This is a genomic window from Rania fehmarnensis (genome assembly GCF_056494185.1).
The window spans coordinates 8,925,980-8,938,169 of record NZ_CM151398.1 but is presented as its reverse complement, the minus strand read 5'-3'; the positions used below and the strand labels follow the sequence as shown (position 1 = coordinate 8,938,169).

Sequence of the window (12,190 nt, the reverse complement as noted above, 5' to 3'; positions counted from 1 at the left end):
AAATGGAATCACCCTGTACTCAATCAGAAAACTTTACCGCCATGCCAATGATTTTGCGGTATCAGCCTACCCGAGAAAGAGATTTAGTTATGAAGACCAACTGGATTAGACCTCACTCGACTCGACGTGCCTTCACGTTAGTTGAACTTATTGTGGTCTTGATGATTCTCGTGGGTTTGGCCGCTGTACTCATCCCGGCCATTACCGACATGGTCGCAAGAACCAGCCGCAGCACTGCGTCATCGAACATCAGCGAAGTTGCCGCTGCCATTCAGCGCTATGACGCCCAGTTCATGACCTATCCCAATGGTTTTGACGGCTTGGTCGAAGACCTGGCAGGCGAAGCTCTGGGATCGCTCAACGCTGGTCTGAGCGGTGGCCTGGAAGACCTGACGTTAACGGCTCTGACCAGGGCTCCACTAACGGCAGCCGGTATCACAGTTGTCGGCGTGCACGCTGATGATGAAGGTACGTTTGTGCCTCCAACGCTCACCGCGCTAGCAGATACTAGTGTTGTGCAGGGGCTCACCACTGCCAAACAAATCGCCTTGGGATTGGAAACCGTATCCAGTGCAGTGGCCGGCAAGTATGTGGCTCTGGGTGTGGGGCCTCTGTGCGAAATGAACGGCAAGACCATGCTCGACGCACCTGTACACTTCCCTCGCGATCCAGGAACCAACCCTGAAGCAGTTTATAGCCGCTTCATCGCGATCTTCCAGATCACCGACAGTGCCAGTCCAACACCCAATCCGCTGGACCGTGCCAAGTTAGTAACAGTTATCGCTCCAGACGGAACCGATCTGAGCGGCGAAATGGATGACTACTTCCAAATCGCAGCTAACAACTAGTCTTACCTGACTCCCAAAACTTCAAACACGGATGGCTCTCGCGCCCGAGGGTCATCCGTGTTTTGTTTCCATCGAACTCATCATGACTCGCCGTGCACTTACCCTGGTCGAACTGGTTGTCGTCTTGTGCATCTTGATTGCACTGGGCGGCGTGCTCGTTCCCTTGTGCTCGGATCAGATGTCTGAAGCAGCCAGCACCACCACTCGCCAGACTCTCGGCGAAGCGGCGAAAGCTCTCGAGCAATACTGGAACGATACCAAGAGCACCACGCTCGACGGCGTGCTGACCGCGGCCACCGAAGCGGATCGCTTCCAAGTTCAGTGGCTCTTTCGCAATCCGGTCAGTGGAACTCAAGTCTCCAGCTTCGACCCGAACACACGCAGTGGCTGGAACGGACCTTATCTGTTGCGAGCCACCAGCGATCCCAACGTGACTGCATATGGACTCATCGATGGCTGGCAAAATTTGATTGACGTTCAATTGGTCAATCCCGTAGCCACCCTCAAAGACGTTCGAATTGTATCGGCCGGACCCAATGGCGTTATCGATCTGCCTGCCGCCACCGCTACCAGCGCGCTGAACTCCAGCGATGTAGGAGACGACTTGTATGTCGCACTTACCTTGCGCTAGATCGCGTGACTGTGGTTTAACGCTCCTGGAATTGGTGGTCGTCTTGGGCATCTTGGCCTTGCTGTCCAGCATGGCCGTGCGGTCGCTGCAACCTCTGGCCGATCAGGCGCGATACGAAGCCACTCAAACGCTCATCAACGATATACGAGTCGCTATCAGTGGCGATGGTTCACGGCGCTTCGCCAGCGGAGCATCGATCATTTCAGGTTTCGCAGCGGATACCGGTGACCTGCCGGTTGATGCCAACGAATTACTGGTAAAACCCAGTGGCCTAATCGATCGATCACTGCAACAATTCGATTCGGACCGCGATACCGTTAACGATGTCAGCCTGACGAGCGGCTGGAATGGACCTTATCTGCGTTTAAGTGCGGGTCATGCAAGCGTGCTCGATGGTTGGGGACGCCAGCCCACGCTGATCGCTATCTCGGGTGGAATCGAAATCACATCGACCGGTTCCGATGGTGATTCCATGGGCAGCGAAGATGGATACCGAGCCGACATAAGTGTAGCGATAGTCGCCGCAGAGGTGCAAGGCGATGTCATTTGCCGGTTATTCGATATTGATTCGCTCAGCGGCTTGCGTATCGATCCGACTCCTACCGGCACCGAACAACTGGGAGTATTGCTCTACGCAGTGGGCGCTGCTGGCGGTACGACCGGCGCAATCGAAGAACAACTGCTGCCAGTAGCCGCCAGTGGTAGTTTTGAAGTGCGGCGATCAAGCACGGTCCATGGGACGATCGCCCTGCGAGCTATCCTTTGGGACGATACAGATAGCGATGACGCACTTGATGGGGGCGAATCGATCATCAAGAAAAGTTATGTGCATTATCTGCAAGTTAATCCTTCAATCGACAATCGTGTAGAGATGGAATTGCGTTAAGCAGGACGACAGCGGAAATGTTGGGGGCAACACATACGCTACTGGTACTGACCAGCCAACGGCTGGCCCGCATTGATTTTGCGGGTCGCGGTCGCCGCATGCGCGTATCCCAAGTCACAACCTGCCCTGCTCCACCCTCGGGCAGCCTGGCCGCCAGTATCGCTCTTGCCTGGCACTCGGCGCAGTCCCACCATTCGGGAGTTGATGTCCAGCCGCGCCTCTCATCTCACCCGGTGTGGATCGCCGGCCTGGAGTTCTTCACCGAAGTCGTCAAACTGCCGCTTGAGACGACGTTGATGCTCGGTCCCGAAGAACTTGACCGCGCTATCGCCATCGAAACAGAAACCTACTCCGGCATCTCGGCGTTTGCTTCCAAGCTGCAATCGCATAGAATACTTGATGTATCAAGTAATTTAAGTGGTGACCCGGCGTGGTGGGTCACTCAGATCGGTACACCTGATCTAGAAACCATGACCAGCGTCATCTCGCATCTGAACGCCACCTTCCAGGGCGCGACGCATCCTGCCCTGCTCCAATTGTTGGGGCACTCCTCAGTCATCGACTCGCCTGCGATCCAGTCTGCCCTGGCTGCCTGGCAACTCGACGGACCAGATGCACCAGCCGACTCGTTGGAGTTTACCGAAAACGTGCAGTTGTTAGGCGCAGCTTTTATCACGGCTCATCGCCGGCAGGCCTTAGCGCGTTGCATGCTCGGTCGCGACTCGGATTGGAATCGCTCTCGAGGCCTGGCTTGGATGCAGACTGGCTTGGCCAGTCTGGCGGTTTTGGGTTGTTGTGGTCACTACTGGTCTCGCAGCCAGCAACTCGAAACTCTACAAGCACAAACGCAACAATCAGCTAAATTGCTCACTCAAGAGAAAGCCGACAAACAGCAACTGCTGGCCGTCCAATCTCAACTAAAGTCCCTGCGGCAGCAAATCGTCGACAGCACCGCTCGCAGTGCACAACTCGAAAAGCTGAAACTTGTTGCAAGTGTGCAGCCACCCTCGACGATCGAGCCTTGGGTGGCCCTGTTCGATTTGCTGGATCGCCACGCAAGCGATCAATGGTGGATCGAAAGTTGGCACAGCGACTCACAATTTATTTCGCTGCACGGTTGGGCCACCAGCAGCGATGTAGCCATGGAACTGGCGACGCAACTTAGCCACGCCTTGGCTGATCACGCCTGCCATGTGCACTTGCCCACCTTTGGCCAGCAACATGGCCAGGTGCAGTTCGAACTGAAAATAACTCAGCCCAGCCATAATCCTACGGCTACCAAACAGACGCCTCAGGACAGTGCCTCTACAAAGAGTCTCGCCGGCAACTTGCACGCGGTCGCGCGGCAGATCGACGGGGAGGTTGGGCTATGAGTCTCGCTAAAGTACAATCGCCAGCCAGGCTGGTGTACCATCTCGCCTTGCCGGCGCTGGCCGTGGTTTTGGCCTATGGAATTGCATTCGGTCGACCACTGGCCCTGCAAATTCACGATGCTCAACTGCAATTAGGCAAGTCGAATTCAGCACCTGGGAACGATAGTCCTGCACAACAACTGGCTGCCGCCAGAACACTGGAGCGACAGCTGATCGCTGAACTCTCGCAGCTACAATCCAATCATCAGCGTTTAATCGTTCAACCGATGATGTCAGGTCAGTCGGTCGTTGATCGAGTGGCAGATTTGATGTCTATCTTCAGCGGCTGTGGTGTGCGTTGCTTGGAAAGCAGCGAGCACGCTGAGGCTGAACACGAGTCGGCCGACCAATTCACCTGCGTCCAGCTGCGGTTGAGCGGCAGTTTTCAGCAGATGCACCAAGTCATGCGCGAGATCCAGGCTGCCCCTGCCTGCATTTCGATTCAGTCGCTGACAATGCAGCCGTGCTCATCCAGCGCCGATGGCACTCATCAATGGATTCTGATCATCTTGGTTTAGGGGGCCAAGACCTATGGCGACAGCCACTGTACAACCGATTGAATCCACCGCGCTAATCGACCTGGATGATGTTCGCATCGATCCGGCTTGGGCCCTGCGTGTCCCAGCGGAATTCGCCCAGCGTCGCGGCGTGTTGCCACTGTCGAAAGTGGAGCACGAAGTAATTGTGGCTTGTGCCAAGCCACTGGACGCCGCGACGCACAAGGCCCTGGCCAACTATCTGGACAGCCATTTCAGAACGTTATCGGTCGAACCCGAATCGCTGCGACGTTCGATTTTGCGTGTCTATCAGCACGCAAGCTTCGAATGCCTGGCATCAGATGTGGTCATGACCACTCGCGATCGACAGGCGACCTCCAATACGCAGGACATTGTTCAGCTGTGCGATGAAATCCTGCAAGCCGCCATGCTGCGTGGCGCTTCGGATATACACCTGGTCCCTGGCTCAGATCACTTGTCAGTACAGCTCCGCGTCGATGGACAGTTAGAGTCCTATCGTCAACTCAGCGCCGATCTGCAACAGCCGGTGGTCAATCGTTTAAAAGTGTTGGCAGGCATGGATATTGCCGAAAAGCGTGCTCCACAGGATGGTCGTATTAGTTGCGGACCAGCATCCAGTCAGCGCATCGAACTACGTGTGGCTACATTGCCGACCCGTTATGGCGAGCGCATGACGATGCGACTGCTAGGCACACATGCCGGGCAGTTGACGTTGCCTGGTTTGGGTATGAGTCCAACGATGAGTGAACAATTCACGACCGCCACGCTGCGGCCGCATGGTCTGGTACTGCTTACCGGACCAACCGGTAGTGGCAAATCAACCACGCTGTATGTCGCTATCGAACAATTGCTGAAGACTCGTGGTGGTAATGTGATCACTATCGAGGATCCAATCGAATATGAAATCGCTGGAGCTTCGCAAGTTGAGATCGATTCAGCCGACAAAGTGAATTTCTCCAAGGCTCTCCGCAGTTTGTTGCGGCACGATCCCGATGTGGTCATGATCGGTGAAATCCGCGATGCAGAAACGGCGAGTATTGCGGTGAAAGCTTCCTTGACCGGCCACTTGGTCTTTAGCACGTTGCACACCAACACAGCTTTGGGCGTGGTCACGCGCCTGATCGATTTAGGCGTCGATCCATTTTTGATTGCGGCGACACTTCGCATTTCCGTTGCTCAACGCCTGGTGCGCAAACTCTGTTCCCATTGTCGGCAGCCCCGCGAGTTGACCCGCCACGAAGCTACATTGCTGGAGCAAGTTGAACTGGCCGGAGCCACGATATATGAACCGCGTGGTTGCGTGATGTGCGCAGGCCGAGGCTTTCAAGGTCGTACCGGACTGTTTGAACTTTTGGCCGGTAACGCTCAGTTGGCCGAACTCATCACCAGCGGCGCGACCGAAGAGCGACTGCTCGGCTTCGCTCGCCAGCATCAACTCCCTGGGCTCATGGATGATGCGGTTGCGAGGCTGCTCGATGGTACCACCAGCTTCCGAGAAGTTACTCAAGCGGTGACGGTGTGGTGATCAGGATGCTTAACTACGCCTATATCGCTCGTGATAGTCGCGGCCGCTTGATTCGCGGTAACCACGTCGCTGCTTCGCCTCAACAACTAAGGTCGGCGATCGAGTCGATGAAGTTGCAGTTGGTCAGTTGGTCAGAGTCATCGAATCGAGCGCTAGTCGCTGGAAAATCTGGTCCGCGATTGTCGTTAGCATTATTCAATCGACCCACCTGGCAGAGCATTGAAGTTGCGCTACGACAATTGGCTATGATGTTGCGGAACGGTTTGGATTTGCGAAGTGCCTTGCAAGCGGTGGTCGCTCAAGCTACGTCGCGTCGCTTGAAGCGTGCTTTGACCGATATCGTCAACGACGTTCAGCGTGGTCAGTCGTTCGCTGGTGCGCTGCAGGCTAGCGGCGGTTTCCCACCGATTGTGGTCCAGCTGGTGGCTGTTGGCGAAGCCTCCGGTACGCTCAGCGATGTACTGGAGAAGGCTGCCAGGCATTTAGAGCAACGTCGCGTCTCACTGAATACAGTTCGCGTTGCGTTGGCTTATCCATCCATCGTCGCGGTAGCGGCCATTTCGATTGCACTCTATTTGATCGTGTCGGTGATTCCGCAACTACAGAAATTTTTGGTAGCCATGGGGCGCAAGTTACCGGCGATGACCCAATCGCTCGTCGACTTGTCGATCTGGTGCCACTTGTATGGGCAAACGGTCCTGGTCGCGGTCGTAACATTGTGCCTGGCGTTGACAGCCGCGTTTCACTGGCCTCCGGCACGTTTGGTGATCGATCGATGCCTATTGCGAGTGCCTATCATCGGCAAGATATTGCAGCTGGCGGGCACCGGTTTGCTGGCTAGTTCGCTTTCGGTGATGACGCGCAGCGGTATTCAATTGATCGAATCGCTGTCCATCTGTGCCAGGCTGCAAACCAATCGACATTTGGCTGGCTGCATTGATCAGGCTGAACAAGCGGTTCGACGCGGCCAGCCCTTGGCTGCTGCGTTGGATCAGCAACCTGGGTATGCGCCCATGCTGACCAGCATGCTCGACATAGCTTCACGTACTGGGCAACTCGAATCAGCCTTAGAGGAAGTAGCCAAGTGGTGCGACACTGAATTGCAACGTCGAGTCAAACGATTGAGCATGCTGGTCGAACCAGCCATTATCGTTTTGGCTGGCGGTATCGTGGGCTACGTTTACATGGCCTTCTTTATGGCACTGATGAGTGCCGGAGCTAACGTGCGATGAGACGAATCATGTGCGTGTTGATGACGGCAGCCATCGCCTGCCCGAGCCTGGCTAAAGATCCGACGGTGCCTGGTGCCCAGTGGAAACAGCCCACGGCGGTTATCGTCACCGATCAGCCCACCTCTGTGCCACAGCTGCGTCTGCAGGCCATGGTCATGCGCGATCGCGACCACGGTTCCGCCATTGTGACCTGTGGTGAGCGGCGCGTGACCATCAAACTTGACCGCCAGCAACCCAGTCGCTTTGCCATAGGAAGCGTGCAGTTTGAGGTGATCGACTTCGAAGCCCGTAGCCTTCACGTCAAGTCGCTTGCGGGTGAGCAAATTGTGAACTGAGAAGGTTGTAGTTTCTATTGCGGTGTGGCTTACCACCGACCTTGCGTCGGTGGAAGCATGACTGATAAGCTAGCTTGGGTCCCGATCAAGCCAGTCAGTCATCGGTCCACCGAGACAAGCCCTGGTGGTACCAGATAGACGTCTTTCTGAGAATACTTTACGCATAAACTAATGCACGCGCAGTCTTAGCCCCGGATGGGGCGGCATCTTGGTTGCCGGTGATTGGCGATTCCAACTACGGCCAGTGGTCTGCTATAATACCCACTGAAGCGGCAACGGACATCAACTTGCGAAGTCTATGGCATTGAAGTCGCCGGCACGCCGCTATTGAATGGTTAACTGAACCCAAGTTCTCAGTCTCCAGCATTAAGTATTCCAATCCCATCGCACAGGGTTATTGGGTTATTTCAAGTGTAACTCTATTGAGTATCGAGGCGGCCGAGTAATCGGTGCCCTGAGGCCCCACATGGAAATCCGACCAGCGATCACGTCTGAAGTCGAAACACTTGATCGAATCGCCATCGCCGCGAAGGCTCACTGGGGTTACTCCGAGCTGGACTTGGACCGTTGGGCTCCGGACTTGCAGACGTCGCCGGAGACAATTGCCGCTTGGCCAACCTTCGTGGCCGAATCGGAAGGAACGGTCGTTGGCTTCACGCAGTTGTGTCCCATCCTCGAACCCTGGGAACTTGTGTCACTCTGGGTTCATCCTGAGCACATGGGCCGGGGCCTCGGCCGTCAACTGCTTGAAAAAGCCATTGCCATTGCCTCGTCTTCTGGCCAGTGTCGAATTCACATCGACGCAGACCCAAACGCTCTGGGCTTCTACTTGGCCTGCGGGGCAAAACAGGTCACGACGGTTCCCGCTCCCATCCGCACTGATCCTGATCGGGTGCGCCCGCAGTTGGAGCTGGTCGTCAGTGGTGCCTGACAGGTCGTTCAACCGGAGCGCCGACGGCATTCAAGATGCCGTCCATTTATCGCAGCAGCAGTACAAGCATGGACAATAAGAAACGATCGCTGGTGAACGGAGAGCGAGGCAGGCAGTTAGCTTTGGGCCTTGCATTTGCATTCGCTGTGTACAATTTGGCGACCATTCTCGGGTGGTTTGGCGTCGGTATTGGACCTAAAAACCCTTCCGCGTCGATCTTCTGGAAATTCGTGGCTGTCGTGGCGATATTGGGGCAAGTTTGGCTCTTTGAAAAACGTAGCCTGTCTTCAATCGGCATTGCTTGGCCAAACGAAAGCCAAGTCACGTGGGCACTTTACTTGTGGGGTGCAACCATGGCATGGTATTGGGTAGCCAGCACGCTAGTGCCGCCGACTACGAATCAGGGATCGGATCAGATTACGAGTTTGAATCCAGTGGTGGTACTTGGGATTGTCGTCGCTGCTGCCATCGGCGAAGAGGTGTTTTACCGGGGTTACCTCATTGAAAGGATTCGCGAGTTGACCGGCCGCCTGTGGGTCGGGGCATGTGTTAGCTTTGCGATTTTCCTGGTCCCGCACATACAGTTCTTTGGCTTGTCTTGGCTCCTTTACCATAGTATGGGTACAGTGATGCTTTACGTGCTCTACTTGTTGAAACGAAATTTGGTTGCGGTTATGGTACTTCACCTTCTTGTCAACCTGCCCATCATGATACCTACGCTCGCAAGCTATTTCTCATAGAATGCGAGAGGTTGCCTGCGACAGTCAATCATCGGTCCATCGAGACCAAATCCACACATGCGTTCTTTCGAACTTTTGCTCAAAAACTGCAGAGTATTTCGGTCGGCGAAATCACAACTTTCCGATAAATGATTATTGGCACAATGGCATCGCAAAAATGCTAGCAAAGGGTAAATGGAGTGGCTATGAAAACCAGACTTGTTTGGCTAATAACTGTGCTTGTCATTAGCGCGACTGCGGTTACGGGCGCCCTTTGGTACGGCAACAGCTTTCCTCCGGCCAGTCAACCATCGCCCGCACCATTGGTGGTTACTGGCTCTGTCAAGGCTGGACCTACAACTGTGCCGCCACCGGGCATGCGGCCGGTGATCGAGACGAAGACCAAGCTGATCAATTACACGGTCATGACGCCGGTCTATGAGAATCATGAGAAAGAGATTAGCTACACCGTGATGAAACCGGTGTATGAGACCAAAGAAAAGACGGTCACCTATACTGTGTGTACCATGGTCCCTGAAACCAAAACGAAGACCGTAAACTACACAACCTGTCGGATGGTACCGGAAGCCAAGCAAAAGACAGTTGAATATCAAGAGGTTCGTTATGTGCCCATCGAAGATGCGCAAAACGGATTGAAATAGACGACGCCTGCGATGAGCCATTTCGAATCGCGCTTAGGTTGACTGGTCTGTGACCACGTAGGCGAGTCTCTCCGAGACTCGTAATTTCGGTGAAGGTTTATGGTCGCGTTTAGTTTGATTTCGCGCACCGGCAGCGAATTCAGAATTCAGATGCGAGTCTCGGAGAGACTCGCCTACGTGGCTGCTACTGGACCGTTGAGACAACATTGAATCATTGCGCGTCTATCGAGGAGACATCGAGATATACGCTGCCGGAGGCCACAATGATTGGTCATTCAGCACTAGTGTCATGTTTTCGCGATAGCTGAATTGTGCCGAAAGATGTCTTTCTCTGTGTCTCTGTGACTCTGTGGTTTACAAATCCAAAAGCTAACCACAGAGGCACAGAGACACAGAGAAATCGTTGTCTGATCGAAGGGCTTCACTCGTCATCGAGTATCCACGTAGGCGAGTCTCTCAGAGACTCGCATTTTCGGGTTCTCGATATGGTCGCGTTTTATTCTTCGCTCGGGTAGCGAGTTGGGGGACGAGTCTCGGAGAGACTCGGCTACGTGGGTGAAAAGGGGATAAGTATTGCAATTGATGACTGAATGGGCTAATTTGGCAGGTGTTCGCTTCCAACTGTGACGATTGAGTCGACGGACGGCATTCGGCGAGTTTCTCAACTTCTTTTTGGAGATTCACAATGGTGCTGGGAATTGGAACTGTCGAACTTATCACGCTTGCAGTCGTCGCCGTGTCGGCTCTGACAATGTACGTGGGCGGCTTGTTGACTTGGCGATGGTGCGTAGCCGTCCTGGGCTGTGCTGCTGTCGGTGCGATAGTCACTCCTGCAGACGTGTTCTCCATGTTGATGATAACTGCGGTACTAGTCGGTGCCTATTTTGCTGGCTCGAGACACAAGCCCGCCGCCAATCGTCTGACATGGTCGAACATCAACTCGTAGATGCTTCGAAGGTCAACTCGGACGCTCAGTCATACCCATTGAAGATCTGAACTTCTGTGCTTCTACTGGTTAGCGTCTGGATTTGTTAACCACAGAGGCACAGAGGAAATATCGTTGATTGTGGCTTCCTAGGAGACGCTCAATAGTGCGGATGTTCACAGATCGGTTTTAAAGACATTCGGTCGAATTTATATTGCGTAGTCCATGCGAGTTCCTCAGCCTCCCAACTTGTATTCAACCCCTATCAAGGCTCGCTTTAGCGAGACCTGGCAGTTGCCTGGGTATGTCCGAACTGCGGATCAAGTACTCGCCTTTTCCAATGAAATCGTTTCATCCGCACCGTCTTTGACGGTGTACTGGTACCGCTTTGAATTCGATTCGGTGCTCTACGAATTCAATCTGGTAGGCGACCAAACGCAAGGCATTCGCGAGTTAGCGGACTTAGCTGTGTTCATCAACCCCAGTGATTTATCTAAATGTTGGACGAATGGACATGAATTGGTCGTACATCGCTGGGAGCCTTCCGTAGACTTGTAAACAGCTTAAAGACACAATTGCGTTTACTCTGGTTACTGTGGCAGGGTTACAATTCGTTGTTCCGAGTTGTAATAATGATTTATGTATAAAGTAATTATGGTCGTGCTGGTCGTTGGCCCTATGTCGAGGTGCGACGGCGTAGACGAAGCGCGGCAGAGTCAATTGTAAGCGATTAGAGGTCAGCAAAATGTCCTCGCTTTTGACAAATGGTGATTCAATACCCTGTCCCGCTTGCAGCGCTAGCGTGGCAGTCAGCCTGTCCGATTTGTTTGGCGATGTGACTTGTACAAACTGCGGCCAGGCGTTTTGGTTTATTCGCACGGGTCGGCAAATTCACGCCTGCAGCACCGAACTGGATATTTATGTCCGAAGGTTGACGACATATCTCGACCGCCGCGACTATCGTAGTACGATGCAACGAAAGTTGCTGGTGAGGCTGATTGTCATGATTGGCTCTCCCTTTACAGCCAAACAAATAATCGAACTGGCTGGTCGGTGCCCTCGCGAAAGCCGACTCACACGCCCGACGGTCTACCGGACAATTGCCGAATTTGTTGACGCTGGCATCCTCTCGTACAATACTGGTGGCGGGATCACGAAATATGCGATTTTGTGAGCACCTGGACTCTGGCTAATTGGGGATGATGAAGATATTTGTAACTGTTGGTTGTGCGATGGTTTTTGTTGCAGGTGCGGCCTGGCTGCTACTTGGTGAGCAGCCTCACGTGCGACTAATGGGTGCGGCAGCTTTCGGGGTTCTATTGTTTGTTGTCCTGGGGGCCTTTCTGTATACCGGTCAGATTCAGACCAATTGGCGCCAAGTAGATCGCCGGCAGAGCCCTGGCGCTTATTGGACGAACATCTTTCTGTACATTGCATTCGCAGCCGCTATGCTCGTGGTGATGATCTTGGCTGCTAGTGGCTACATACCGATCCGGGCACCGTTGTAGCCCTGCGTGTCGCGATCTGTGGCTGATTCGGCTTGAAGCGTAAACCGTGGCTGACCCA

Annotated in this window: 15 protein-coding genes; all 15 read left to right on the top strand. The window is 54.1% G+C overall.

Features of this window, described 5'->3' with window-relative positions:
* The first annotated feature begins 89 nt into the window (after positions 1–89).
* Entirely contained in the window at positions 90–848 is a 759-nt protein-coding gene (locus SH573x_RS30150; RefSeq protein ID WP_479351931.1) for a type II secretion system protein, read from the top strand.
* Positions 849–930: 82 nt separating this feature from the next.
* Positions 931–1,479: a hypothetical protein gene (locus tag SH573x_RS30145; RefSeq protein WP_479351930.1), complete on the top strand. Its 549-nt coding sequence runs from the start codon at positions 931–933 to the stop codon at positions 1,477–1,479.
* Positions 1,457–2,365 (top strand): prepilin-type N-terminal cleavage/methylation domain-containing protein, encoded by a 909-nt coding sequence (locus SH573x_RS30140; RefSeq protein WP_479351929.1) that lies wholly within the window; start codon positions 1,457–1,459, stop codon positions 2,363–2,365. Before SH573x_RS30145 ends, SH573x_RS30140 begins: the two co-directional genes overlap by 23 nt.
* 17 nt (positions 2,366–2,382) lie before the next feature.
* A complete protein-coding gene (locus SH573x_RS30135) occupies positions 2,383–3,738 on the top strand; it encodes a hypothetical protein (protein WP_479351927.1) in 1,356 nt (451 codons plus the stop codon).
* Complete coding sequence (locus tag SH573x_RS30130; RefSeq protein ID WP_479351925.1) at positions 3,735–4,295, top strand: GspMb/PilO family protein; 561 nt, start codon at positions 3,735–3,737, stop codon at positions 4,293–4,295. The genes SH573x_RS30135 and SH573x_RS30130 overlap by 4 nt, the downstream gene beginning before the upstream one ends.
* A 13-nt stretch (positions 4,296–4,308) precedes the next feature.
* Positions 4,309–5,820: a GspE/PulE family protein gene (locus SH573x_RS30125; RefSeq protein WP_479351924.1), complete on the top strand. Its 1,512-nt coding sequence runs from the start codon at positions 4,309–4,311 to the stop codon at positions 5,818–5,820.
* Between the two features lie 5 nt (positions 5,821–5,825).
* Positions 5,826–7,052, top strand: a complete 1,227-nt coding sequence (locus SH573x_RS30120; protein WP_479351923.1) for a type II secretion system F family protein — start codon at positions 5,826–5,828, stop codon at positions 7,050–7,052.
* Complete coding sequence (locus tag SH573x_RS30115) at positions 7,049–7,387, top strand: hypothetical protein (RefSeq protein WP_479351922.1); 339 nt, start codon at positions 7,049–7,051, stop codon at positions 7,385–7,387. Before SH573x_RS30120 ends, SH573x_RS30115 begins: the two co-directional genes overlap by 4 nt.
* A gap of 466 nt (positions 7,388–7,853) precedes the next feature.
* On the top strand, positions 7,854–8,318 hold the full coding sequence (locus SH573x_RS30110; protein WP_479351921.1) for a GNAT family N-acetyltransferase: 465 nt from the start codon (positions 7,854–7,856) through the stop codon (positions 8,316–8,318).
* Positions 8,319–8,386: 68 nt separating this feature from the next.
* Positions 8,387–9,058, top strand: a complete 672-nt coding sequence (locus SH573x_RS30105) for a CPBP family intramembrane glutamic endopeptidase (RefSeq protein WP_479351920.1) — start codon at positions 8,387–8,389, stop codon at positions 9,056–9,058.
* A 185-nt stretch (positions 9,059–9,243) separates the two neighbouring features.
* On the top strand, positions 9,244–9,699 hold the full coding sequence (locus tag SH573x_RS30100) for a hypothetical protein (protein ID WP_479351919.1): 456 nt from the start codon (positions 9,244–9,246) through the stop codon (positions 9,697–9,699).
* 685 nt (positions 9,700–10,384) lie between these two features.
* Entirely contained in the window at positions 10,385–10,645 is a 261-nt protein-coding gene (locus tag SH573x_RS30095) for a hypothetical protein (RefSeq protein ID WP_479351917.1), read from the top strand.
* Between the two features lie 204 nt (positions 10,646–10,849).
* The gene (locus SH573x_RS30090) at positions 10,850–11,182 is read left to right on the top strand and encodes a hypothetical protein (protein WP_479351916.1); all 333 of its coding nucleotides are present in this window, start codon (positions 10,850–10,852) and stop codon (positions 11,180–11,182) included.
* Positions 11,183–11,369: 187 nt separating this feature from the next.
* Complete coding sequence (locus SH573x_RS30085; RefSeq protein WP_479351915.1) at positions 11,370–11,798, top strand: hypothetical protein; 429 nt, start codon at positions 11,370–11,372, stop codon at positions 11,796–11,798.
* A 25-nt stretch (positions 11,799–11,823) separates the two neighbouring features.
* The gene (locus SH573x_RS30080; RefSeq protein WP_479351914.1) at positions 11,824–12,132 is read left to right on the top strand and encodes a hypothetical protein; all 309 of its coding nucleotides are present in this window, start codon (positions 11,824–11,826) and stop codon (positions 12,130–12,132) included.
* The last annotated feature ends 58 nt before the right edge of the window (positions 12,133–12,190 follow it).

Coding starts and splice junctions, on each gene's coding strand:
- SH573x_RS30130 (WP_479351925.1), top strand. CDS start 3,735: ATGAGTCTCGCTAAAGTACAATCGCCAGCCAGGCTGGTGTACCATCTC.
- SH573x_RS30090 (WP_479351916.1), top strand. CDS start 10,850: ATGCGAGTTCCTCAGCCTCCCAACTTGTATTCAACCCCTATCAAGGCT.
- SH573x_RS30150 (WP_479351931.1), top strand. CDS start 90: ATGAAGACCAACTGGATTAGACCTCACTCGACTCGACGTGCCTTCACG.
- SH573x_RS30095 (WP_479351917.1), top strand. CDS start 10,385: ATGGTGCTGGGAATTGGAACTGTCGAACTTATCACGCTTGCAGTCGTC.
- SH573x_RS30080 (WP_479351914.1), top strand. CDS start 11,824: ATGATGAAGATATTTGTAACTGTTGGTTGTGCGATGGTTTTTGTTGCA.
- SH573x_RS30105 (WP_479351920.1), top strand. CDS start 8,387: ATGGACAATAAGAAACGATCGCTGGTGAACGGAGAGCGAGGCAGGCAG.
- SH573x_RS30100 (WP_479351919.1), top strand. CDS start 9,244: ATGAAAACCAGACTTGTTTGGCTAATAACTGTGCTTGTCATTAGCGCG.
- SH573x_RS30140 (WP_479351929.1), top strand. CDS start 1,457: ATGTCGCACTTACCTTGCGCTAGATCGCGTGACTGTGGTTTAACGCTC.
- SH573x_RS30120 (WP_479351923.1), top strand. CDS start 5,826: ATGCTTAACTACGCCTATATCGCTCGTGATAGTCGCGGCCGCTTGATT.
- SH573x_RS30085 (WP_479351915.1), top strand. CDS start 11,370: ATGTCCTCGCTTTTGACAAATGGTGATTCAATACCCTGTCCCGCTTGC.
- SH573x_RS30115 (WP_479351922.1), top strand. CDS start 7,049: ATGAGACGAATCATGTGCGTGTTGATGACGGCAGCCATCGCCTGCCCG.
- SH573x_RS30135 (WP_479351927.1), top strand. CDS start 2,383: ATGTTGGGGGCAACACATACGCTACTGGTACTGACCAGCCAACGGCTG.
- SH573x_RS30125 (WP_479351924.1), top strand. CDS start 4,309: ATGGCGACAGCCACTGTACAACCGATTGAATCCACCGCGCTAATCGAC.
- SH573x_RS30110 (WP_479351921.1), top strand. CDS start 7,854: ATGGAAATCCGACCAGCGATCACGTCTGAAGTCGAAACACTTGATCGA.
- SH573x_RS30145 (WP_479351930.1), top strand. CDS start 931: ATGACTCGCCGTGCACTTACCCTGGTCGAACTGGTTGTCGTCTTGTGC.